Origin of the sequence: Bacillus sp. EKM208B, assembly GCF_011800725.1 — a bacterium.
GTDB classification, from domain to species: domain Bacteria; phylum Bacillota; class Bacilli; order Bacillales; family Bacillaceae; genus Bacillus; species Bacillus velezensis.
The window spans coordinates 411,647-433,337 of sequence record NZ_JAANHO010000001.1 but is presented as its reverse complement, the minus strand read 5'-3'; the positions used below and the strand labels follow the sequence as shown (position 1 = coordinate 433,337).

The 21,691-nt window shown below is 46.7% G+C and carries 28 protein-coding genes; 2 read left to right on the top strand and 26 right to left on the bottom strand.

What is annotated here, in order from left to right:
• Nucleotides 1-80: 80 nt before the first annotated feature.
• The 7 genes from G9F75_RS02200 to G9F75_RS02170 form a co-directional block, all read right to left on the bottom strand.
• The gene (locus G9F75_RS02200) at nt 81-245 is read right to left on the bottom strand and encodes a hypothetical protein (protein ID WP_007407587.1); all 165 of its coding nucleotides are present in this window, start codon (nt 243-245) and stop codon (nt 81-83) included.
• 85 nt (nt 246-330) lie between these two features.
• Nucleotides 331-1,011 carry a VWA domain-containing protein gene (locus G9F75_RS02195; protein WP_015240755.1) on the bottom strand — a complete coding sequence of 227 codons (681 nt, stop codon included), beginning with the start codon at nt 1,009-1,011 and terminating at the stop codon, nt 331-333.
• Nucleotides 1,012-1,320: 309 nt separating this feature from the next.
• Nucleotides 1,321-2,007, bottom strand: coding sequence for a VWA domain-containing protein (locus G9F75_RS02190; RefSeq protein WP_007407590.1), 687 nt, complete (start codon nt 2,005-2,007; stop codon nt 1,321-1,323).
• 264 nt (nt 2,008-2,271) lie between these two features.
• Nucleotides 2,272-3,303, bottom strand: a complete 1,032-nt coding sequence (gene spoIID / locus G9F75_RS02185; protein ID WP_017418739.1) for a stage II sporulation protein D — start codon at nt 3,301-3,303, stop codon at nt 2,272-2,274.
• Between the two features lie 199 nt (nt 3,304-3,502).
• The gene (gene murA, locus G9F75_RS02180; RefSeq protein WP_007614362.1) at nt 3,503-4,813 is read right to left on the bottom strand and encodes a UDP-N-acetylglucosamine 1-carboxyvinyltransferase; all 1,311 of its coding nucleotides are present in this window, start codon (nt 4,811-4,813) and stop codon (nt 3,503-3,505) included.
• A gap of 33 nt (nt 4,814-4,846) precedes the next feature.
• Entirely contained in the window at nt 4,847-5,587 is a 741-nt protein-coding gene (locus G9F75_RS02175; protein ID WP_029972867.1) for a YwmB family TATA-box binding protein, read from the bottom strand.
• Between the two features lie 141 nt (nt 5,588-5,728).
• Nucleotides 5,729-5,959 carry a DUF1146 family protein gene (locus G9F75_RS02170; protein ID WP_007614366.1) on the bottom strand — a complete coding sequence of 77 codons (231 nt, stop codon included), beginning with the start codon at nt 5,957-5,959 and terminating at the stop codon, nt 5,729-5,731.
• Between the two features lie 172 nt (nt 5,960-6,131).
• On the opposite strand from G9F75_RS02170, the gene G9F75_RS02165 reads away from it, so the two are divergent.
• Nucleotides 6,132-6,602, top strand: coding sequence for a hypothetical protein (locus G9F75_RS02165; RefSeq protein WP_014419098.1), 471 nt, complete (start codon nt 6,132-6,134; stop codon nt 6,600-6,602).
• Nucleotides 6,603-6,646: 44 nt separating this feature from the next.
• Here the strand turns inward: G9F75_RS02165 and G9F75_RS02160 are convergent, their stop codons facing one another.
• From G9F75_RS02160 to spoIIR, 18 genes are all read right to left on the bottom strand, one after another.
• Complete coding sequence (locus tag G9F75_RS02160) at nt 6,647-7,045, bottom strand: F0F1 ATP synthase subunit epsilon (protein WP_003151176.1); 399 nt, start codon at nt 7,043-7,045, stop codon at nt 6,647-6,649.
• Between the two features lie 23 nt (nt 7,046-7,068).
• The gene (gene atpD / locus G9F75_RS02155) at nt 7,069-8,490 is read right to left on the bottom strand and encodes a F0F1 ATP synthase subunit beta (RefSeq protein ID WP_003151173.1); all 1,422 of its coding nucleotides are present in this window, start codon (nt 8,488-8,490) and stop codon (nt 7,069-7,071) included.
• A gap of 25 nt (nt 8,491-8,515) precedes the next feature.
• Nucleotides 8,516-9,379: an ATP synthase F1 subunit gamma gene (gene atpG / locus G9F75_RS02150; protein ID WP_003151172.1), complete on the bottom strand. Its 864-nt coding sequence runs from the start codon at nt 9,377-9,379 to the stop codon at nt 8,516-8,518.
• Nucleotides 9,380-9,454: 75 nt separating this feature from the next.
• Nucleotides 9,455-10,963 (bottom strand): F0F1 ATP synthase subunit alpha, encoded by a 1,509-nt coding sequence (atpA, locus tag G9F75_RS02145; protein WP_017418736.1) that lies wholly within the window; start codon nt 10,961-10,963, stop codon nt 9,455-9,457.
• A gap of 16 nt (nt 10,964-10,979) precedes the next feature.
• A complete protein-coding gene (locus G9F75_RS02140) occupies nt 10,980-11,525 on the bottom strand; it encodes a F0F1 ATP synthase subunit delta (RefSeq protein ID WP_003151169.1) in 546 nt (181 codons plus the stop codon).
• The gene (gene atpF, locus G9F75_RS02135) at nt 11,522-12,034 is read right to left on the bottom strand and encodes a F0F1 ATP synthase subunit B (protein ID WP_003151168.1); all 513 of its coding nucleotides are present in this window, start codon (nt 12,032-12,034) and stop codon (nt 11,522-11,524) included. Before atpF ends, G9F75_RS02140 begins: the two co-directional genes overlap by 4 nt.
• Before the next feature lie 142 nt (nt 12,035-12,176).
• Complete coding sequence (atpE, locus tag G9F75_RS02130; protein WP_003151167.1) at nt 12,177-12,389, bottom strand: F0F1 ATP synthase subunit C; 213 nt, start codon at nt 12,387-12,389, stop codon at nt 12,177-12,179.
• Between the two features lie 45 nt (nt 12,390-12,434).
• Nucleotides 12,435-13,169 carry a F0F1 ATP synthase subunit A gene (atpB, locus tag G9F75_RS02125; RefSeq protein ID WP_014419099.1) on the bottom strand — a complete coding sequence of 245 codons (735 nt, stop codon included), beginning with the start codon at nt 13,167-13,169 and terminating at the stop codon, nt 12,435-12,437.
• Between the two features lie 7 nt (nt 13,170-13,176).
• A complete protein-coding gene (atpI, locus tag G9F75_RS02120) occupies nt 13,177-13,560 on the bottom strand; it encodes an ATP synthase subunit I (RefSeq protein ID WP_003151155.1) in 384 nt (127 codons plus the stop codon).
• A 418-nt stretch (nt 13,561-13,978) separates the two neighbouring features.
• Entirely contained in the window at nt 13,979-14,608 is a 630-nt protein-coding gene (gene upp, locus G9F75_RS02115; protein WP_014419100.1) for a uracil phosphoribosyltransferase, read from the bottom strand.
• Nucleotides 14,609-14,742: 134 nt separating this feature from the next.
• Entirely contained in the window at nt 14,743-15,990 is a 1,248-nt protein-coding gene (gene glyA / locus G9F75_RS02110) for a serine hydroxymethyltransferase (protein WP_014419101.1), read from the bottom strand.
• A 147-nt stretch (nt 15,991-16,137) separates the two neighbouring features.
• The gene (locus tag G9F75_RS02105) at nt 16,138-16,680 is read right to left on the bottom strand and encodes a TIGR01440 family protein (RefSeq protein WP_007407598.1); all 543 of its coding nucleotides are present in this window, start codon (nt 16,678-16,680) and stop codon (nt 16,138-16,140) included.
• Between the two features lie 13 nt (nt 16,681-16,693).
• Nucleotides 16,694-17,143, bottom strand: a complete 450-nt coding sequence (rpiB, locus tag G9F75_RS02100) for a ribose 5-phosphate isomerase B (RefSeq protein WP_021494811.1) — start codon at nt 17,141-17,143, stop codon at nt 16,694-16,696.
• Nucleotides 17,144-17,276: 133 nt separating this feature from the next.
• Entirely contained in the window at nt 17,277-17,732 is a 456-nt protein-coding gene (locus G9F75_RS02095; RefSeq protein WP_003151148.1) for a low molecular weight protein arginine phosphatase, read from the bottom strand.
• 73 nt (nt 17,733-17,805) lie between these two features.
• Complete coding sequence (locus tag G9F75_RS02090) at nt 17,806-18,363, bottom strand: manganese efflux pump MntP (RefSeq protein WP_154817742.1); 558 nt, start codon at nt 18,361-18,363, stop codon at nt 17,806-17,808.
• Nucleotides 18,364-18,431: 68 nt separating this feature from the next.
• A complete protein-coding gene (locus G9F75_RS02085) occupies nt 18,432-19,472 on the bottom strand; it encodes an L-threonylcarbamoyladenylate synthase (protein ID WP_053285342.1) in 1,041 nt (346 codons plus the stop codon).
• Between the two features lie 156 nt (nt 19,473-19,628).
• Entirely contained in the window at nt 19,629-20,072 is a 444-nt protein-coding gene (locus G9F75_RS02080) for a GNAT family N-acetyltransferase (protein WP_154817743.1), read from the bottom strand.
• Between the two features lie 70 nt (nt 20,073-20,142).
• Nucleotides 20,143-20,823, bottom strand: a complete 681-nt coding sequence (gene spoIIR, locus G9F75_RS02075) for a stage II sporulation protein R (RefSeq protein WP_154817744.1) — start codon at nt 20,821-20,823, stop codon at nt 20,143-20,145.
• A gap of 160 nt (nt 20,824-20,983) precedes the next feature.
• On the opposite strand from spoIIR, the gene G9F75_RS02070 reads away from it, so the two are divergent.
• Complete coding sequence (locus G9F75_RS02070) at nt 20,984-21,358, top strand: UPF0715 family protein (protein WP_003151143.1); 375 nt, start codon at nt 20,984-20,986, stop codon at nt 21,356-21,358.
• On the opposite strand, the gene G9F75_RS02065 is transcribed toward G9F75_RS02070, so the two are convergent.
• Nucleotides 21,345-21,623, bottom strand: a complete 279-nt coding sequence (locus G9F75_RS02065) for a DUF5316 family protein (protein ID WP_021494808.1) — start codon at nt 21,621-21,623, stop codon at nt 21,345-21,347. The genes G9F75_RS02070 and G9F75_RS02065 overlap by 14 nt on opposite strands.
• Nucleotides 21,624-21,691 lie beyond the last annotated feature (68 nt).

The window sequence follows — 21,691 nt, the reverse complement described above, 5'->3', positions numbered from 1 at the left end:
CAGTATCCTTCTCTTTTATTCTTCCACAATCCCTGTATTTTGTCGAATTTGCGGTTTAAAAAAAGAGCCCTCTTAGGACTCTATGTTTCATTGCGATGATGTCTGCTCAGAATGGTGAATAAAATAACTGCGGCGATAATGGCCAATATACTGACAAATATGAAGGCGGCAAGCTTCAGAAAAATTCCCATCAGAACAAAAACGACTGCCGCCAGCACTAATATAATGCCTGCTCCTTTTAACAACAGCGTTCATCTCCTTTTATCCGTATCATTCCCGCGGTTCCGTTTTCTAAACAAAAAAGACGCCGCGCGGGCGTCCTTTTTTAACCTATTCTTTTGCTAAATCCTTTGCAGCGTCTTCCCAAGCCTGTTTGAACTCGTCCGCGCTGTCAGCTGAGACATATGTGCCGCCTCCCGCTTCCGCCGCTTTTTCAAGGCTTTCGCTTCCTTTCATGCCGAAGTTGAAGCCGATGATATTGACGATCGTGTTGACGTTCGCTTTACGGAGCTTTTGAATTTCGGCCTGAGGATTACCGCCGCATGTTTCTTCACCGTCTGTGATCAGATATACGACGTTTTTCCCCGCGGCGCCGGCCCGCTCAAATTCTTCACGCGTATCAGAAAGCGCTTTCGCAATCGGTGTCCAGCCGGTCGGTTTAATCTTGCTGAGTGATTGCTCAAATGGAGTCACGGCGTACGGCTGAAGGCCGTATAACGTTTCTGTCGCATTACATGATACGGCTTTGCCTGAGTTTTTATTATTGCCCTTATGCCCGAATACCCGAAGCATCAGATTCGTGTCTTCAGGAAGAACTTCCGCAAAAGAAGTGACAGACTCTTTCGCAACATCTATTTTACGCTCTCCCCCTGTTTTTTGTATCATGCTTCCGCTTGCGTCAAACAGCACGGCAACGTTTGTTTCTTCGTGCTTTTTCTCAGCTGCAAAAACAGGTGATCCGAGTGAAAGCGTCAAAAGTCCGACAATCCCCGCAGTGAACATTTTTTTCATTTCTTTCATTCCTCTCCGTTTGTTTTTGGCCGATGGGCCCCCGGCTCTTCTCTATGCTAGATGACGAGTATGCAAAAAGATATAGGGCGGGATTCCTTTTGTATAAGCGGCGGTACGCCGTTAAAAATGAGCAGAATTATGCGCATCATCCTAAAAAGATTGGATAAATGATGACAGATTTAATGCCTTTTTCGCCCTTTTTGTAATATAAGTCCGGAATCTGATTCTTTTTACAGTTTTCTCTTCATCTTTTCTTGAAATTTTTGTTAAATAAAAATAAAAAAAAGGGCCGATAAACGGCACCTTTTCTTATTCCGCTAATGAACTCGCTGCCATTGTAAAGATGCGGTTCATATCCTTTTGGCTGTGAGCTTCGTAATATTTTCCTCCGCCCGCTTTGGCAATCTCGTGAAGCTGGCCGTTGAAACCTTCCTTAAAGTCAAAGCCGATCACGTTGACTTTAATATGCTGTTTGCGAAGTTCTTTCGCTGTCTTAACAGGATCTCCTCCGCATGTCTCCTCGCCGTCCGTCAACAGGAAAACGGATTTACTGCCAAGTTTGTGCAAACCGGTAAAGGAAGCCTTCGCATCCTCTAATGCTTTTGCAATCGGTGTCCAGCCCGTAGGCCCGATTCCGTTAAGAGAGTTAAGGAAGCTCTGTCTGTCAAACCTTTGGAATCCGTACACACCGCGAATGGATTCACAAGATTGAACCTTTCCGGAGTTTTTATTATTGCCTTCCGAACCGAAAACCGTCATTCTGACCTGTGATTTAGATTTAATTTGATCCGCAAAACGGACAATTTCTTCTTTTGCCATGTTGTATTTAGAAACACCGTCAATCCGTTTTGCCATACTGCCGCTCGCATCAAGTAAAATGGCGGTATTGTTTTTAAATGAAAGAGTCTTCTCGTTTGCATTCTCGGCAGCAAAAGCAGGAGATGCAGCAGTCAGCATCAATCCGAGCATGAGTATGAGTGAAAATGTTTTTTTCATTGCTTTTTCCCCTTTTCAATAGATTTACGTTCAACGCCGAACAATATTTATCGTAAATGAGATGAAAAGGGAAATAAATAGGACGGCGTTCCTCATTATTTTTGCGTATATTCACATAGAAGCGGCATTTTTATCAGTGATTTACACCCGGCGCTCAGCCTTCAATCGGCATTTGTCAGCCTTTAGGCTTTCGTTATATGAGTCTGTTGGTTGCTTTACCGTTTATGGAATAGTTTTCAAAAAAACAGACGCTCATGAAAGCGTCTATTTTTTCGCCATATATTTGTTTAAAAATGAATCTGCTTCGGAAATGTCCACTCCCTGATAATAATGCTTGACGATGTCCGCCACTGATTTTCCCTGCTGCGCCATGTAATTGGCCCCGTACTGGCTCATGCCGACGCCGTGGCCGAATCCTTTTGTCGTAATGGTGATGCTGCCGCCGTTTCGTTTCCATTCAAAGTCGGCAGAACGGAGTCCGAGTTTTTCCCGGATGTCTCTTCCCTTCAGCTTTTTGCCGTTTATGACGGCCGTCGCCACTTGATGGCCCGGCGTTCTGGCTGTAATCTGTCCCACTGTGTTTTGTCCCGAGAGCTGTACGCCGAGCTTTTGCTGAAACTCCGGCACACTGAAGGTCTGGGTGGCGAGATATTTCGGCGATTGCTTATCCCACGGACTTTTCACGCTTTTTAAATAAGGAATGGCGCTTGTCCAATAGGCTTCCGCATTCTCCGTATACCCGTTGCTCGTAGAGAAGAAAGATGCCTCAATCGGCTTGTTGTCGTACGTTAAAATCTTTCCTTGCGTGCCGGCGACCGCGTTTGTGATTTTCTTGAGGTTGTGTGCGTACTTAGAACCCCATTCTTTTTTCAGCTGGCTTTTGCTTTGATAGACTTGGAACATTTGCGTATCATCCACCAGTGATCCTTTCGGCGCCTGAACGGCTGAGTCAGCGACCATCAGTCTGACGATGAATGTCCGGGCGGCGAGCGCCTGGGCTTTTAAGGCCTCCGGTTTAAAGTTTGCGGGCATTTCGGAAGCCACGACACCGACCACGTACTCTTCAAGCGGAATGTTTTCTACAGAATGATTGGATGTCCGATAAACCGGAATGGATACAGGTGATTCTTTCAATGTTTCTGCTCCTTTTGTTTCTCGTGTGGTGTGTGCTGTTTTGTGTCCGGGCTCTCTGTTTACGGCTGCGCCTTTTTCTGCCTGAAACGGAAGGACGAGAATGGTGGGGACTAGAAGAATAAGTATACACAGCCCGGATAGTAGAAATACAATCGGTTTCATATATCAGCTGCCTCCTGCTTGGGATTCGACTCTACTTCATCTTATGGGCAGGGACAAGCTAATATGACTTCCTTTTGGACAGAATCTTTATTCCATTTTTCACGCGAAAAACGTATTCTTTTTTGGAAATCAGAGCATAATAATGATGATAAACCATAAAAAAACAGTATGCCAGATTGACATACTGTTTTTACAGCCATTATGCGTTTAGGTCAGTTACGACTTCTTTGCTTTCTTGTTCAGCGGCCGTTTCATCAACGACACGCTCGATGTCAGCTCCGAGAGCCGCAAGTTTTTGATGGAAATTCACATAACCGCGATCCAAGTGCTTCAGTTCCGTGACGCGTGTATGACCTTCAGCCACTAATCCCGCAAGAATCAGCGCCGCGCCCGCACGCAGGTCCGTAGCGGCAACTTCTGCGCCTTGCAGCTGTACAGGACCGTTAATGATCACAGAACGTCCTTCAATTTTAATGTCGCCATTCATCCGGCGGAATTCTTCAGCATGCATAAAACGGTTTTCAAACACAGTTTCAGTAATCATGCTTGTTCCGCTCGCACGGAGAAGCAGCGCCATCATTTGCGACTGCATATCAGTCGGGAATCCTGGGTGAGGCATCGTTTTAATGTCGATCGGCTTCAGCTGGGCAGGACCGATGACACGAAGGCCTTCTCCTTCATCCGTAATTTTGACTCCCATTTCTTCCATCTTCGCAATTAAAGACGTAAGATGCTCTGGAACCGCACCTTTGACTAATACATTTCCTTCCGTGATAGCCGCAGCCACCATGAAAGTACCCGCTTCAATACGGTCAGGAATGATGTTGTGTCTTACGCCGTGAAGCTTCTCGACACCTTCAATTTTAATGGTGCCTGTGCCGGCTCCACGGATTTTTCCGCCCATCGCATTGATATAGTTCGCTAAGTCAACGATTTCAGGCTCTTTTGCCACGTTTTCAAGCGTTGTTGTTCCTTCAGCTAAAGCAGCTGCCATAATCAAGTTTTCTGTCGCACCCACACTTGGGAAATCTAAATAGATTTTTGCGCCCTGCAGACGGCCTTCCACTTCTGCTTCAATAAAGCCGTTGCCTACTTTGATTTTTGCACCCATTGCTTCAAAGCCTTTTAAATGCTGATCAATCGGTCTTGAGCCGATTGCGCAGCCGCCCGGAAGCGCTACTCTTGAATGACCGGTACGGGCTAACAGAGGGCCCATAACAAGCACTGACGCGCGCATTTTACGCACATATTCAAAAGGTGCTTCTGTTTCTAAAGCGTAAGAAGCGTTTACGGTAACTTCATTATTCTCAAAATGCACATCTGCTCCTAAATGACGCAACACTTCGTTGATTGTATATACATCGGAGAGCGTAGGTACATCACATATTACGCTTTTTTCTTCACTTGCTAATAAAGATGCAGCGATAACTGGTAAAACGGCATTTTTTGCTCCTTCAACTTTCACTGTGCCGTTTAACTTCTGACCGCCGCGGACGATGATTTTTTCCAAGGTATTCCCCTCCGCGTCCCTATATTCTCTATATTAATATTCAGTCGTCACGATTGGTGTGCCAACCGTAACGGTATGTTTTTCGCCCATTCCCGCACTTCTAAGCGCAACTTGCACATTCATCTTATGTTTCGATGTCATGATGTAATCTGTCCACTTATATGTAAATGCAGAAACAGAAACGAAATGAGGCTCAACTACATGTTCAACTGGACTTGCTTCAAATTCTTTCATGAGCTGTTCTGCTTTTTTTTGCAAAACAATACTCATATTATCATTTAAATGACCCTTTAGACAAGTAAAAATAAATACTTTATTTTGAAATATGTCATGTGCCTGCCGTTCAAACTGTTCATATGTATCATTCCAGTTTTCCGGTTGCTCCGGGCTCATTTGCTCATATAATAAATACGAAGTTGGGTTCTGGTTTTTGAGGGTAGTGACGAGCTGCAGTTTAAAAGTTGTGTGATTTTTTTTGTCAGAATACGTGCCGACGGCCTTTACGATTTTATCTTCCCGCGCGGTTTTCCAGTGATATTGCGGATACTGCGTCTTCAGTTCTTTTACCTTGTCATCAAATTCACTCAGTGACAGGTTCAGATTTTCTTTCGCATGAAGCGTCCATTCATCTACAGTGACATGCTGCCGCTCCATTCCTTCGGCAATCTGGGCAAGCGGAGACAGCTCACTTGCATGAATGGAATGAAATACCGCTATTAAGGCGCTTAAAAAAACAAAAAATAAGATGATGCGGCCTGCTCTTTTTTTCTTCATACCGATCTCTCCCCCTTACTCCCATTTTTGCCGGAGCCGGGGAAAGCGATACATGGAAAACTTCGTCAAAACTCGCCAAGCGGGTGAAGAAAAATTGGTTGCTCACCCAGCGATTCCCTTCATTTCAACAGACGAAACATCTTAAAATAAGTATGGAAGCTGTTTCGAATAGGTAAGATAATCTAAAAAGAAGTCAGCGACTGCCGTACCGATCGCAATGGTAAGAAGAATGATCAGCAGCCTCGCCTGCACTATTTTTCCTTTTCGGATCAGCGGATCAAAGTTGACGGCCTGAAGCGCCCACCATGTCACCGCAATGCATACCAGGTGAACCAGGATGCTGATTGCGGCCTGCTGCCCCAATACATTCACAAATCCCATCTCCTTTCATTTTTTCCGCCCCTCATATCCTCTCTTATTATATAAGAAGAAGAGAGAAAGATGATCATTTTTACATCAGAATTTTTATCCAAAATTAGGGGCAATCCCCGCTTAAATGTCCGTTCTCCGGCATGATATACTTTTTTGGAAAGGAGATGGGAATATGAATCATTCCTTTTTTCATCCGGAAAAGCAGTATGGAGAAACACTTCCCGTATTTGACCACGAGTGGGAAGCGATAGCATTCTACTATGATTATAGACAGTCTCAAACAGAGGAACTGAAAGAATTATGTCAGTTTTTCAACATTTCTCTTGATTATTCACGCGGCAGCCTGCTGGAAGTGGAAGCTCTTTACTTCCGCAGCATAAAAGAGCTGCTTTTGGCGGATTGGAACCTGCCGATTGACGAATTTGAGAAAATGCTCAGCGTGTATGTCATCGATTGCGCCATCCGACACCATGACGATGCCGAATGGGTCGTCAAACCTTATCCGTATACGGACGGCGCCTATACGACGGGTGTACGGAGAGGAAACAAAACGTGGCACACCGACAACTGCTGCGAACATTTATATCTGCAAAAAGAAGAGGATCATCCGCTTATCGGCGTCTATGAATCTCTTATGCGTTAATATAGAAAAAGAATCCTTCTCAGACAGCCGAGAAGGATTCTTTTTTAGTTTCCTGCAACATCCAATCTGTTTACAGCCCGCTGTAACGCAAGCTCAGCCCGACGAATGTCAGTATCATCTGATCGTTTGTTCAAACGGTCTTCCGCCCGCTTTTTCGCAGCAAGGGCGCGCTCTTTATCAATGCTTTCCGCTGTTTCAGCGGCTTGTGCAAGGATAGTGACCTGATCAGGACGGACTTCTAAAAATCCGCCGCTGACAGCCGCCAATTCGGTCTGCCCGTCTTTTTTAAGGCGGACAGCGCCGATTTTAAGCGGAGCCACGGTCGGAATATGGCCAGGCAAGATACCGAGATCACCGCTCTCGGCTCTTACACTTACCATTTCAATATCAGCATCATATACTGGGCCGTCGGGAGTAACGATATTGACTTTAACGGTCTTCATGCTTTTACCCTCCTAGGACCAGATTAAACTTCTACACCCATCTCTTTTGCATTCTCAATGACTTCTTCAATGCGTCCCACAAGACGGAATGCATCTTCCGGAAGATGGTCATATTTACCGGAAAGGATTTCTTTAAAGCCTCGTACCGTTTCTTTAACAGGCACGTAAGAACCCTTTTGTCCCGTAAACTGCTCAGCTACGTGGAAGTTTTGAGAAAGGAAGAACTGGATACGGCGTGCGCGGTGAACGACAAGCTTGTCTTCTTCACCTAATTCGTCCATACCGAGAATCGCGATAATATCCTGAAGTTCTTTGTAACGCTGAAGCGTTGACTGGACTTCACGCGCCACCGCATAATGCTCTTCTCCGACAATTTCCGGAGCAAGCGCGCGGGAAGTGGAAGCCAGCGGATCAACCGCAGGGTAGATACCCATTTCAGTTAATTTACGCTCAAGGTTAGTCGTCGCATCCAAGTGAGCGAACGTTGTCGCCGGAGCCGGGTCAGTGTAGTCATCGGCAGGCACGTAGATCGCCTGGATAGATGTAACTGAACCAACGTTTGTAGACGTAATACGCTCTTGAAGCTGACCCATTTCTGTCGCAAGCGTCGGCTGATAACCAACCGCAGAAGGCATACGGCCGAGAAGCGCAGAAACCTCTGAACCCGCTTGTGTGAAACGGAAAATGTTATCGATAAAGAACAGTACGTCCTGTCCTTGTTTATCACGGAAATGCTCAGCCATTGTAAGACCCGTCAGTGCTACACGCATACGTGCGCCCGGCGGCTCGTTCATTTGTCCGAAGACCATGGCTGTTTTCTTAATAACGCCTGAATCGCTCATTTCGTAGAAAAGGTCGTTCCCTTCACGAGTACGCTCTCCTACACCGGCGAATACGGAAATACCGCCGTGCTCTTGCGCGATATTGTTGATTAATTCCTGGATTAATACGGTTTTACCTACGCCGGCGCCGCCGAACAATCCGATTTTACCGCCCTTGATGTAAGGAGCGAGCAGGTCAACAACCTTAATTCCCGTTTCAAGAATTTCAACCTCAGTTGAAAGCTCATCGAATGAAGGAGCTGATCTGTGGATCGGGTCCTTTTGAGCATCCGCAGGCAGCGGTTCATTTAAATCAATTTTATCTCCCAGTACGTTAAATACGCGTCCGAGAGTCACATCACCGACAGGAACGGAAATCGGCGCACCTGTATCAACAGCTTCCATTCCGCGCTGAATTCCGTCCGTAGATGCCATGGCAATTGTACGGACTGTATCATCGCCTAAATGAAGAGCAACCTCTAGCGTTAGGTCGATGCCTACTTCATTTTCGCCTGTAGCTGGCTGTGAAACTTTAATCGCATTATAAATCGCAGGCAAGTGGCCGTCCTCGAAACGTACGTCGACAACCGGTCCAAGCACCTGACTTACGCGTCCTTTCTTCATCGCTATCCCTCCTGACAAAATCTTTCTATTCTAAAGCGGCTGCACCGCCGACAATTTCGGTAATTTCTTGTGTAATCGCCGCTTGACGCGCGCGGTTATATGAAAGCGAAAGTGAATCAATGAGTTCTTTCGCATTATCCGTCGCATTTTTCATTGCTGTCATTCTCGCAGCGTGTTCACTTGCTTTACTGTCAAGAAGCGCGCCGTAAATTAAGCTTTCCGCATATTGAGGAAGCAGCACTTCGAGCACCTCTTCTTCATCCGGTTCGAACTCGTAAGAAGCCGTGCGCTTCCCGCCGCTCGTTCCGAAATCCGTTAAAGGCAGCACTTTTTTCTCCGTCACTTCCTGTGAAATCGCACTGACGAAATGGTTATACACCAAATGCAGTTCATCAAAAGCGCCGTCGATAAACATTTGAACCGTCTGACGGGTCAAATCTTTAATCTGAGCAAAAGTGACCTCGTCGCCAAGCCCCACTAACTCAGACAAAATCGGCATCTCCCGTTTTTTGAAGAAATCGCGGCCGACTCTGCCGATTGCAATCACCGTGTATTCATCTTTAGACTGATGGCGTTCTTGAATGGTGCGGTAAGCGTTTCGCAAAACCGAACTGTTAAACGCACCCGCAAGCCCGCGGTCAGACGTAATGACGAGATACGCCGTCTTTTTCACTTCTCTTGAGACAAGCATCGGGTGTTTCGCGTTTTTCGCGCCTTTTCCGACGTTAAACACAACCTCCTGGATCTTATCCATATACGGAGCAAATGACTTCGCGTTGGTTTCCGCACGGTTCAGCTTCGCAGCGGATACCATCTGCATGGCTTTTGTAATCTGGCTTGTTTTTTTCGTTGACGTGATCCTTGACTTAATATCGCGTAATGAGGCCAAAGATTTCACCACCTTTATTCTTCATTTGCGTAAAAAGAGAGAAAAAGAGAACCTTTTTCTCTCATCTTCTAAGGGTTAGTTGCTTGGTGCAAATGTGCGTTTGAAGCCTTCGATTGCAGCTTTGAAGTCTTCATCAGCAGGAAGGTTTCCTGTTTTCGCAATGCCGTCAAGCAGATCTTTATGGTTTTGATCAAGGTACATGTAGTACTCTTCTTCAAAACGTCTGATATCCGCAACCGGAATATCATCAAGATATCCTTTTGTCAGCGCATAAAGAATGGCTACCTGTTTTTCAACCGGAAGCGGTTTATTCAAGTCTTGCTTCAGCACTTCAACTGTACGCGCACCGCGGTTCAGTTTCGCCTGAGTCGCCTGGTCAAGATCAGATCCGAATTGGGCGAACGCTTCAAGTTCACGGTATGAAGCCAGGTCAAGACGCAATGTTCCCGCTACCTTTTTCATCGCTTTGATTTGGGCTGATCCGCCGACACGGGATACGGATAATCCGGCATTGATCGCAGGACGCACGCCTGAGAAGAATAGGTCGGATTGAAGGAAAATCTGTCCGTCAGTAATGGAAATGACGTTTGTCGGGATATAAGCGGAGATATCTCCTGCTTGTGTTTCGACGAACGGCAGCGCCGTAATTGATCCTGCGCCTTTTGCGTCACTCAGCTTGGCTGCGCGCTCAAGCAGACGGGAGTGAAGATAGAATACATCCCCAGGGAATGCTTCACGGCCCGGCGGACGGCGAAGAAGCAATGACAGCTCACGATAAGCGGCCGCTTGTTTGGATAAATCATCATATACGACGAGAACGTGCTTGCCGTTGTACATGAATTCTTCACCCATTGTCACCCCTGCATACGGTGCAAGGTACAGAAGCGGAGCCGGCTGTGAAGCGGACGCCGTCACGACAATCGTGTAATCAAGCGCGCCATGCTTACGAAGTGTTTCCACTACGCCGCGCACTGTAGATTCTTTCTGGCCGATCGCTACGTACACACAGATCATGTCTTGATCTTTTTGGTTCAAGATTGTATCAATCGCAACAGATGTTTTACCTGTCTGACGGTCCCCGATAATCAGCTCACGCTGTCCGCGGCCGATCGGAATTAACGCGTCGATCGCTTTGATACCCGTTTGCAGCGGCTCATGTACTGATTTACGGTCCATTACGCCTGGAGCCGGGCTTTCGATCGGACGTGTTTTGCTTGTCAGAATCGGACCCAGTCCGTCTACCGGCTGTCCGAGCGGGTTGACGATACGTCCGATTAATTCTTCACCTACAGGAACTTCCATGATGCGGCCCGTTCTTTTGACCTCATCACCTTCACGGATATCTCTGTAAGGTCCTAAGATAACGATACCTACGTTGGATTCTTCAAGGTTTTGAGCCATACCCAAAACGCCGTTTGAAAACTCAACAAGTTCACCGGCCATACAATTGTCAAGGCCGTGCACACGCGCAATACCGTCTCCGACTTGGATGACTGTACCTACGTCATGAACTTCAATTTCAGATTGGTAATTTTGAATTTGCTGCTTTATCAGCGTGCTAATCTCTTCAGCTTTGATGCTCACTTAGGTTTCACCCCTTCTATCGATTTCCTCCGGCAAGTTGACGTTCCATGCGCTCAAGCTTTCCGCTCACGCTTCCGTCATAAATCCGGTTTCCAATGCGGACTTTAATGCCGCCTATTAAATCCGTCTGCACTTCATTTCTGATTCTGAGCGAAGCGATTCCGGCTTTTTTTGCAAACACTTGAGACAATGATAACATTTCCGCTTCTGACAGCGGTTTTACTGAATAAACAACCGCGTCCTCTGTCTGACGGGCCTGATTGGCAAGTTTGATAAACTCGTCTGTGAGATCAGGCACAATCGAAGACCGGCGGCGGTCAATCAGAAGAAAAATCGTATGCAGCACAGACTCAGACAGTGCGCCGAACGATTGCTGAATCAGCTCTTTTTTCTTAGCGGCCGATACCTTCGGATGGCTTAACACTTCCTGTAATCCGGCTTCGTTCCGGAACACTTCTTTTAGTACGGTAAGCTCTTCTTCGATTTCATTGATTTGAGAAGTCTCAACGGCAATGTCGAAAAGCGCTGACGCGTATCGTTTAGAGACAGCAGATCCACTCATCGGCTTTCTCCTACCTCTTTAAGATAGTCCTGAATCAGTTGTTCCTGGGCTTGTTCATCAAGCTCTTTTTCAATCACTTTCGATGCGATTAAGACAGAAAGTGATGCGACTTGCTCGCGAAGTGCGGAAACCGCTTGTTCTTTTTCTTTGACAATTTCGGTTCTCGCCGCTTCTTTCAATCTTTCAGACTCGGCACGTGCAGCCTGAATAATGTCTTCCTTCTGCTTTTCACCCAGTTTTTTCGCATTTTCAATGAGTGATTGTGATTCCTGTTTCGCTTCTTTTAAAAGAACGCGCTGCTCTTCAATCAGCTTCTGCGCTTCTTTATTTCTTTCTTCAGCGGACGTAATTTCGCCGGCGATATGATCTTCACGCTGTTTCATTATATTTAATAGCGGTCCAAGAGCGAATTTCTTGAGAAGCGCTAATAAAACTAACATAGCTAACAATTGGAATAGGATATCTCCGCCGTTAAACGACAGTCCTAATTCAAGAGGTAATTGAGACATCTACTACGGCAACTCCCTTCTGCAGGTTTTCTCTGCTGATAAAAAGCCGTTTCGGTACGGCCTGCTTATCAGACATAAAGCAATGGCGAAGGTTCTCTTAGAGTGATCTTCGCCATTTTTAGTTCATATAAGGCTTTTTTGCTTAGCCAAAGAACGCTAAGAACGCGATAACGACAGCGATAATCGGAAGGGCCTCAACCAATGCGATACCCATGAACATAAGAGTTCTAAGTTCTTTTCCTGCTTCCGGCTGACGGGCGATTCCCTCTACCGTACGTGAAACGATCAGACCGTTACCAATACCTGCACCAAGTGCACCTAAACCGATTGCGATTGCAGCTGCTATTAAATTCATGAAAAAGTTCCTCCTTTAAAATGTTATCCGAATGGATATATGATTTTAATGATCATGACTGATTTTGTGTGACATGTACACCATCGTCAGCATCGTAAAGATAAATGCCTGGATGGTCCCGATGAACAAGCTGAACGCCTGCCATGCAAGCATCGGAAGAATGGCTCCGACTGTGCCGACCAAACCGAGAAAGAAGCTGTTTGAGTAGAAATTCGTCGCCAGATTCGCAAGCAGGCCAAGAAGAATTTCCCCGGCGAAAATGTTACCGTAAAGACGAAGTCCGAGTGTCAGCGTATTCGCAAACTCCTCAATGATCTTCATCGGGAACATAAGCGGAACCGGTCTGAGGTAATCCTTAGAGTATTCCTTCAAACCTTTCATCTTCACGCCGTAATAGTGCGTTAACGACACAACCATAACGGCTAGAGTCAGAGTAATAGCCGGATCGGCCGTCGGTGATTTCCACCAAAGCTCGTGTCCGACCGTTACAGAAAACGGCAGCCCCAGCATATTTGATACAAATATGTACATCAGCAAGGTTACACCAAGCGCCAAGAAGTTAGCCCCTGTTTTTAAATCCATTGTACTGCCTATAATATTGCGGACAAAATCAACAATCCATTCCATGAAGTTCTGGGCTTTTCCTGGACGTATAGACAGCGTTCTCGTAGTAAGAATCGCAATCAGCAGCACAATCACACTTGCCACAGTAATCATCAGAATGTTTGTCAGATTAAAAGTAAGACCAAACAAATCAATAGTTCTGTAATCGTGATTCAATGGGTTTTCACCTCTCTTCCATTGATGAACGTTTGAGCTGAATAATGGAATCTATCATAATGACGGGATAAATTGTCATTAATCCAATAATCACACTTGCCACACTGACTTTATCGGGATATTTAAAGGCGACAGCCATCGCAAGTATCGCATTGCACCAACGCGCTGCGCTCCCGAGTGATCGTATGGACTTTCCTTTCGCCACGGCCTTGTCAAAAGCATTCATTCTTCTGGTCAAGAGCCACAAATTAAACAAACTGAAAACAGTTCCCAAAAAGAGGCCTAAAAAAACAGTTTTATACGCCGTAAGACCATATCCCAGCAAATAGATTGCTAAGATCACAAATACATATCTTCGTTGTCTGCTGAATGTAAGATTGGGATCGTCCATCAACTATCTGTCTCCTGATGAAAATGTAATATAATTCCTGGATACGGCAAAACATGCGGTTAACCCTTTGCAGAAGGCCTTTTTTGTCCGCAAAACGGCCTGTTCGAAAAAACCACTCATCCTCCTGATGCCACGGGATGCTGTTTCATTCGCTTAGATAAATCCTCATATAACGGGTTTTTTGGAGGATTTAAAATGAGGATGGATACTAGAAATGAAAGGAATGAAAACCTTCTCATAATACCCTCGTTTAGCATACAATAGCCCCTAACATGTGTCAATCTGTTTAAAGTTAAAAAACTTTTTATACCGGAAGCATACACAGAATGTTCACAAATTCACCTATAAATGTATGAACTCTGCCCATTCAGCAAATATCTGGATAAAAAAAGAAAACCCCTGAATGAGGTTTTCCGATTTATTTGGTTCCGTACAGTCTGTCACCCGCGTCACCGAGGCCCGGAACGATATAGCCTTTTTCATTCAGTTTTTCATCAAGGGCGGCGATATAAATATCAACGTCAGAATGATGTTTCATCAGCTCTTCCACGCCTTCCGGAGCCGCTACAAGACACATAAAACGAATGTTTCTCGCGCCGCGCTTTTTCAGGCTGTTTATCGCTTCCACCGCAGAGCCTCCCGTAGCAAGCATCGGATCCACGACAATAAATTCGCGTTCTTCTACATCAGAAGGAAGCTTGACATAGTATTCCACCGGTTTTAAGGTTTCCGGATCACGGTATAATCCGACATGTCCCACTTTAGCGGCCGGGATTAATTTCAGCATGCCGTCAACCATTCCGAGACCCGCTCTCAGGATCGGCACGATACCGAGTTTCTTCCCTGAAATCACTTTGGATGTCGCTGTTTGAACAGGTGTTTTCACTTCCACTTCTTTAAGAGGAAGATCACGTGTAATTTCAAACGCCATCAGTGATGCGACTTCGTCCACAAGGTCTCTGAAATCCTTTGTGCCTGTATTTTCATTCCGAATATATGTCAGCTTATGCTGGATTAAAGGATGATCAAATACGTAAACCTTTCCCATACTGTGTTCAGCTCCTTTTTTGTTGTCCGAGTGACTTTTTCACACTTCTATTGATTCTACAGAAAAAGACAAACAGTTTCAAGAAAATCATAAAAAAACCCGCCGGATTAAGGTTCCGGCGGGTTTCTTCCTTATTAATAGTCCAGTTCTTTATATAAAGGAAACTTTTCAGTCAAGGCAGATACGCGCTGTCTCGCTTCTTCAAGTTTTGCTTCGTCTTCATGATTTTTCAGTGCGAGGCCGATGATGGCGCCGACTTCTTCAAGCGCGTCACCGTCAAAGCCGCGGCTTGTCACAGCTGCCGTACCGAGACGGATTCCGCTTGTGACGAACGGTTTTTCCGGATCGTAAGGGATCGCGTTTTTATTAGATGTAATGCCGATTTCATCAAGAACGTGTTCAGCGACTTTTCCGGTCAGACCGAGAGAACGGAGGTCGACAAGCACAAGGTGGTTATCCGTTCCGCCTGATACGAGCTGAATGCCCTCTTTGTTCAGAGACTCAGCCAGGCGCTTCGCGTTCGAGATGACGTTTTGCGCATATGTTTTGAACTCATCTTCAAGCACTTCTCCGAAAGAAACGGCTTTGGCCGCGATGACATGCATAAGCGGTCCGCCTTGGATTCCCGGGAAAATGGATTTATCAATCTTTTTGCCGAACTCTTCACGGCAAAGGATCATTCCTCCGCGGGGTCCGCGAAGTGTTTTGTGAGTCGTTGTCGTTACAAAGTCAGCGTAAGGAACCGGATTCGGATGAAGACCGGCTGCGACAAGACCCGCGATATGCGCCATGTCGACCATGAAGTAAGCGCCGACTTCATCAGCGATTTCACGGAATTTTTTAAAGTCGATCGTGCGGGGGTACGCGCTCGCTCCGGCAACGATGAGTTTCGGCTTATGCGCCAGCGCTTTTTCACGCACATCTTCATAATCTATATATTGCGTGTCTTTATCGACACCGTATTCTACAAAGTTGTATTGAACGCCGCTGAAATTAACCGGGCTTCCGTGTGTTAAGTGGCCGCCGTGGGAGAGGTTCATCCCGAGCACCGTGTCGCCGTGCTCTAAAATCGTGAAGTAAACAGCCATGTTCGCCTGAGCGCCTGAGTGCGGCTGAACGTTTACATGCTCAGCTCCGAAAATCTCTTTCGCGCGGTCGCGGGCGATGTCCTCGACGACATCAACATGCTCACAGCCGCCGTAGTAGCGTTTGCCGGGGTAGCCTTCAGCATATTTGTTTGTTAAAACAGAGCCTTGTGCTTCCATTACCGCTTCCGTCACGAAGTTTTCAGAAGCAATTAATTCGATCTTAGTCTGTTGACGCTTACGCTCATCTTTGATGGCGTTAAACACTTGTTTGTCTTGTACAGGTAAATGTTTCATCAGCGAGATCCTCTCCTATCCGTTTCCTGTTCTTTATTTTTACCACCCTTATTGTACATGGTTTTTCAGGTGAATGTAACAGCTTATTTAAAAAAATCACAAAATTTAATTAGAAAACACGAACATTATATAGGAAAAGTATTTTCATCATTCGCATTCATAAACGGCGCGAATTCCGCCTATCAGCTTCGGTCTTGTCCGGGCCATCGTCACATGTGCTTCTCCAAGCTCACGGCTCGATATCCGGACAGGGACGGCAACGGGTTTCAGATGCATGCCGATGAACGTATCGCCGATGTCAATCCCGGCGTCAGCCTGAATCGATTCGGCGAGCACGGGAGAACGCATCTGCCGGTATGCATAAGAGGCCATCGCTCCGCCCGCTTTCGGGACGGGGACGGCTGAAACAATGGGGAGCCTGAACCGCTCGGCCGTTTCCGCTTCAATGACAAGCGCCCTGTTTAAATGCTCGCAGCATTGAAAAGCAAGATGCACACCCGTTTTTTCCTTAAACCGGTTAAGTCCGCCGTATATCAATTCAGCCCAATCCCCGCTTCCGGCGGTGCCGATCCGGCTTCCGGCGGCTTCACTTGTACTGCACCCGATCACCAGCAGACTGCCGTCCGTCAGTCCTGCCTGCTCTTGAAACTCAGTCAGCATGTCCGTCCATTTTTGCTTCATCTCTTCCATTGTCCAGCACCTCTTACAGATTTTTTTCTTCGTAATCTGCGATTTTGCCGATCCGCCGTTCGTGGCGGCCGCCCGTAAATTCAGTCGTCAGCCAGACTTTTGCGATTTCGCGCGCCAGCCCCGGGCCGATGACGCGTTCGCCCATCGCAAGAACATTCGTGTCATTGTGTTCACGCGTCGCTTTTGCGCTGAAGGTGTCATGGGCAAGCGCACAGCGTATGCCCTTTACCTTATTTGCGGAGATGCTCATGCCGATGCCTGTGCCGCAAATTAAAATTCCCCTGTCAGCTTCGCCGTTCACCACTTTTTCCGCTACCGGAAAAGCGTAGTCTGAATAATCGACAGAGCCGTCGCCGCATTCACAGCCCATATCAATGTATTCAATCTGCAATTCATCCAAAAGACTTTTTATTTCTTCGCGGATATGGACGCCGCCGTGATCTGACGCAATAGCTACTTTCATTCATTTACCTCCTAGGTGTGGCTGGGCGAAGACAGCCCAGTGTGCTTGTCCTTTTTATTACGAAATCCGTTGATTTCATTCTACTCTTTCACATTCGTTTTGCAAATGACCTGTTTGCAGATTTTCTGACAGATTACTTGCTTTTTCCGTCAAGCAATTGATCAGCCAAAAGGGTCAGCAGCTCCTCCAGTTCGTCCCGCGTCTGTTTATAAACATCAAGCGGACCGCCGAACGGGTCAGAGATATCGCCGTTTTCCCCCGTTACGTATTCTTTAATGGTAAAGACTTTGCCCTGACTGTTTTGATATCGGCCTTCAATCAGCTGTTTGTGCTGTTCAGTCATCGCCAGCACCAGATCAGCCGTCTCGATATGTTCTTCCGATAGGGGAGATGAACTGTGATTGAGAGCGATCCGTTTTTCAAACAGCGCTTCTACGGCATGGGCCGACGCTTTTCCGTGCGGAGACGCGAATACGCCGGCCGAGCTTACGCTGACATCCAGCCCTTTCGTTTCTGCAATGGATTTAAAAAGAGCCTCAGCCATAGGACTGCGGCACGTATTGCCTGTACATACAAAGATTATTTTCATGTCCGTCACCTCTTACTGCCTATTATAAATGAAGAAAAAAGAAACGGCATCTTCGTTTCTTTTTTTACGTATCTTATATCGGTAAAAGCAGTTTCAGCCCGAATCCGATTAAAATGGCTCCGCCGAGCGCTTCGCTGTAGGAGCCGAGCCACGACTGCACCTTTCTTCCAGCCAAAAGGCCCGCCCATGTTAAAACGGTGCTGAAAACCCCGAACAGCGCAACGGCCAGAAACGGATTGGAGCCGTTCATCCCGAGACTGAGCCCGACAGAAAAGCTGTCCAGACTGACACCGACCGCAAACAGCAACAGTCCCGAGCCTGCCGGAGATATGAGCGGCCCGTCTGATTGTTTAAACGCGGCGATGATCATCTGCACCCCTAAAATAAAAAGAAGAGATCCGCCGATGTAAACGGCGAGCATCCCCAGAAAACCGGACAGCAGATGCCCGGCCGCCATTCCCGTAAGCGGCATCATGACATGAAACAGCCCGATGACAACCCCTATATGAAAAATCTGTTTTTTCTTCAGCTGAACCATTCCCATTCCGAGCCCGACGGAAAAGGCATCCGTCCCCAAAGCAAATGCCATGATGCTTAAGGAGACAAGTTCCCCGATGAATAGATTCGACATGAAATAAAAACCCCCTTGGACGTGCCCGCTTGTTTAGCTTATGCATGTCCGATAAGGGGTAGAACAAGTTAATGGATAACGGTGCCGCCTGCGGCTTTCATCAGCCTGTTCATAATGGCGAGCCCCACTCCGGTATCCGGAAAGGACTCAGAAATAATCATGTCCACTTCCGCTTCATCAAAGCTGCGGAGCGCATCGTATAAGGCGGACGCCACTGTTTCAAGGTCGGCGCGTCTGCCGCAGACCTTGATATAATCAGCCTGGTAACTATCGGCGTTCTCTTCTGTTGTCAGAATGCCGATTCGTTTCCCCCGGCTTTTATATGTGTCTGCCAGTTCTTGAATTCTCCGGGCGCCGCCGTCGGCAATAGCCATCGGCGCAGAAGGCGCGTAATGTGTATATTTCATACCGGGAGAAATAGGAACCTCATCTTCTTCGGTCAGCCCTTTATCCACAAGAACCGGACCGGCGGCGGATTCAATCTGCTCTTTTGTCACGCCGCCCGGACGAAGCAGCACGGGCTGTTTCCCCGTACAGGACAGAACGGTTGATTCCACTCCGATTCCCGTCGCGCCGCCGTCCACAATACCGGCAATGCGGCCGTTTAAATCATGAGCTACATGCTCGGCCTTCGTCGGGCTCGGTTTTCCTGATAAATTGGCGCTCGGCGCTGCGATCGGCAGTCCGGCCGAGCTGATGAGGGCTAATGCTGCCGGATGATCAGGCATTCTGACCGCTACCGTCTCAAGTCCCGCGGTGACACGGGGTGACAGCACACCGGGCTTACACGGCAGGACAAGGGTCAGCGCCCCCGGCCAGAATAGCTTCATAAGCTTTTTCGCCGTCTCAGGAATATGGCTGATAAAACGATCAAGCTGGCTGATATGGGATATATGCACAATCAGCGGGTTATCGCTCGGCCTTCCTTTCGCCTCATATATTTTCGTCACGGCTTCCGTATTTTCAGCGTTAGCGCCCAGTCCGTAAACGGTTTCTGTCGGAAAAGCCACAACCTCATTCTGCCGGAGCAATTCCGCGGCTTGTGTAATCTGGGGATCGGTTGTGGATAATTCTGCGGAACAATCCACAAACCATCTTCTTGTTTTCATGTATAACCAAACTCCTTATTTTAAAGCGGTAAAACTTTATTTTCTCTCGTGTATTCCTTTTGAAAGTATAAAAGATGTCCTTTAATAAAACAAGTGTTATCCACAAACTGTGGACAACACTTTTTAATAAGTGGATAACCTTGTGTATAAGTTAGATCAGGCAGAGGTTTTCACCATTAAAAACGAACCTTCTGCGCATAACGAATTGCGGAAATGTTCGGACGTATACAGTTCATCAGGCGCATCGGCGCACGCTTCAAATCCCATCACATTCAGAAACTCAGCAGATGAGGGCTGATTGGCGACTAAGTAGACATCTTGAATCTCATGTTTTTTGCACAGCACATCCATACTTTGAAACAGTGTAACGATATGGCTTTGATTCAGCCTGTCCGACATGACGAGTGAACGGAGAAGCCCTTTTCCGCCGCTGAATTTTTCGATCCCGAGACAGGCGGCAATCTTTTTTTCACTGTCTTCCAGCACGATAAAACGGCTGATCTGCTGATCGATTTCCGCATGTGCCGTATCAGCCTTTTTCAAAAAGGCCTCCAGCGCCTCCGTATCTTGATCTCTTGCCACTCTCAGCTGATAAAACATATATTTCCCTCCGTTTCGATCAACTCTTTCTTCCAATCTATGAATCGAATCCGGATTTATGCCTTTTGCTTCAGGAAAATAGATCTGAAATCCAATCGACGAGGAAAAACTTCACTTCCGTATCATCGTCATCTGTCTTTTCTTTCTTCGCTTTATCAGCCTTTGCTTTTACGTCATCCAGCACTTTTTTAGTCTGTTTCTGCGTTTCTTCCTGCTTCTGTCCGCCGTCTTCCTGATCTTTCACCGCTTCGCCGTTTGAGAAATCAAGGAAGCACAGCGGCGGAAACAAGACGCACCACCAGTTGGCGCCCTCGCCATTGCCGAGTGTAATTAAAATCGCTTCATATTTTCCGGCCGGATAGACCATATTGCCGTACAGCTTTGTCGGAAACGAGATTTTATTGAATTGAACTGAAACGGATTGATGCGCACCCTTTTCTTTCATCGTTTGTTTGGCGATTTCTTTAATTTCAGGAAGCTTCGAACGAATGAGCCGCCGCGCTTCTTCAATGGAAGTGATATCTTTCACCCAGTCCGTGATTTGCTTGTTTACAGCATCTCTGATCTGGCGCTTGAGCTTTTGATCCTCATCGTTATCACTGTTGGCCAAAATCCTGAGCCGGATCGCTTCATCCGGTATGACGACGGGCTCATCGGCTGATGCCCGCGCTGTTTCTTCTTTTGTCAAACCCGCAAGCGCTCCTGATAATAAAAGAAAAATATATATGCAGATCATCATCGTCTGTTTCATCGGTCCCCACCGTTCCTCTCCGTGCTTTTTTTATCTAGTCCCATTATGGACATGACGGAAAAGGTTTAAACCGGCGGGAAGAAAAAAATCTAGCAAGCTGATAATCTGCATTGACAGATTCAAAATATGGTACGATATTATTTTGATAGGAGGTTTTCAGATGAAATATAATTACACCGTGCTGCTGTCGGCGGCATGTATGTCTGTCATTTATTCTATTTTGTATGTTCATCAATTCATTATCGCGGCTTTCATTTCGATGGCGTTTTATTTTTTGTTTCCTTATTTGATTTTTGCGCTGCCGCTTCAATACTTTCTGAATAAAAAGCCGAAGAGATTTCATCCGCTGTATTTTCTTTATTATTTAGGGGTGTCATTCATTGCAAACGGGATCATCTTCGGTCTTTTGCAGCCGTCAGGCCAATCTCTGTTTTCTAATTCAGCCTTTTATATCTTTGCGGTTTTAACAGCCGTCGTCTATTGGGTATGGGATTCCGTATTGCTGCAAAGACAAAATCCGGCTACAGAAGCGTAATCAGCAGACAGCCGGCTGAAGGGAGAGCGGCGCAAAAGAAAACGGCGGCCATCTTTAAACGGGCGTGCCGTCCTTCTTCTGTTTCAGAATGATAATTGGCCCGCTGCTCCGCTCCGCTTACGGCCAACCCGGAAACGATGATCGCTGTGACGATAAGAACAGCCGTAACGGCGCCGAAAATGATGTCAACGCCAAACGGCAGAACAAACCCCGCCGCATAAGCTGCGGCGGCGAGTACACATCCGAAGGCGAACGCTTTTTTCAAGGCGGATGCCCCTTTCATTTTCTTTCCATTGTAACAAAAGCCCGCCGTGTGCGTCACCGGCGGGCTTT

What these genes read in the sequence shown, in the direction of transcription:
- G9F75_RS02195 (WP_015240755.1), bottom strand. Translation starts at nt 1,011, where the DNA reads ATGAAAAAAATGTTCACTGCGGGGATTGTCGGACTTTTGACGCTTTCA.
- G9F75_RS02190 (WP_007407590.1), bottom strand. Translation starts at nt 2,007, where the DNA reads ATGAAAAAAACATTTTCACTCATACTCATGCTCGGATTGATGCTGACT.
- spoIID (WP_017418739.1), bottom strand. Translation starts at nt 3,303, where the DNA reads ATGAAACCGATTGTATTTCTACTATCCGGGCTGTGTATACTTATTCTT.
- G9F75_RS02175 (WP_029972867.1), bottom strand. Translation starts at nt 5,587, where the DNA reads ATGAAGAAAAAAAGAGCAGGCCGCATCATCTTATTTTTTGTTTTTTTA.
- G9F75_RS02165 (WP_014419098.1), top strand. Translation starts at nt 6,132, where the DNA reads ATGAATCATTCCTTTTTTCATCCGGAAAAGCAGTATGGAGAAACACTT.
- G9F75_RS02160 (WP_003151176.1), bottom strand. Translation starts at nt 7,045, where the DNA reads ATGAAGACCGTTAAAGTCAATATCGTTACTCCCGACGGCCCAGTATAT.
- atpD (WP_003151173.1), bottom strand. Translation starts at nt 8,490, where the DNA reads ATGAAGAAAGGACGCGTAAGTCAGGTGCTTGGACCGGTTGTCGACGTA.
- G9F75_RS02140 (WP_003151169.1), bottom strand. Translation starts at nt 11,525, where the DNA reads ATGAGTGGATCTGCTGTCTCTAAACGATACGCGTCAGCGCTTTTCGAC.
- atpF (WP_003151168.1), bottom strand. Translation starts at nt 12,034, where the DNA reads ATGTCTCAATTACCTCTTGAATTAGGACTGTCGTTTAACGGCGGAGAT.
- atpE (WP_003151167.1), bottom strand. Translation starts at nt 12,389, where the DNA reads ATGAATTTAATAGCAGCTGCAATCGCAATCGGTTTAGGTGCACTTGGT.
- atpI (WP_003151155.1), bottom strand. Translation starts at nt 13,560, where the DNA reads ATGGACGATCCCAATCTTACATTCAGCAGACAACGAAGATATGTATTT.
- upp (WP_014419100.1), bottom strand. Translation starts at nt 14,608, where the DNA reads ATGGGAAAGGTTTACGTATTTGATCATCCTTTAATCCAGCATAAGCTG.
- glyA (WP_014419101.1), bottom strand. Translation starts at nt 15,990, where the DNA reads ATGAAACATTTACCTGTACAAGACAAACAAGTGTTTAACGCCATCAAA.
- G9F75_RS02105 (WP_007407598.1), bottom strand. Translation starts at nt 16,680, where the DNA reads ATGGAAGAGATGAAGCAAAAATGGACGGACATGCTGACTGAGTTTCAA.
- rpiB (WP_021494811.1), bottom strand. Translation starts at nt 17,143, where the DNA reads ATGAAAGTAGCTATTGCGTCAGATCACGGCGGCGTCCATATCCGCGAA.
- G9F75_RS02095 (WP_003151148.1), bottom strand. Translation starts at nt 17,732, where the DNA reads ATGAAAATAATCTTTGTATGTACAGGCAATACGTGCCGCAGTCCTATG.
- G9F75_RS02090 (WP_154817742.1), bottom strand. Translation starts at nt 18,363, where the DNA reads ATGTCGAATCTATTCATCGGGGAACTTGTCTCCTTAAGCATCATGGCA.
- G9F75_RS02085 (WP_053285342.1), bottom strand. Translation starts at nt 19,472, where the DNA reads ATGAAAACAAGAAGATGGTTTGTGGATTGTTCCGCAGAATTATCCACA.
- G9F75_RS02080 (WP_154817743.1), bottom strand. Translation starts at nt 20,072, where the DNA reads ATGTTTTATCAGCTGAGAGTGGCAAGAGATCAAGATACGGAGGCGCTG.
- spoIIR (WP_154817744.1), bottom strand. Translation starts at nt 20,823, where the DNA reads ATGAAACAGACGATGATGATCTGCATATATATTTTTCTTTTATTATCA.
- G9F75_RS02070 (WP_003151143.1), top strand. Translation starts at nt 20,984, where the DNA reads ATGAAATATAATTACACCGTGCTGCTGTCGGCGGCATGTATGTCTGTC.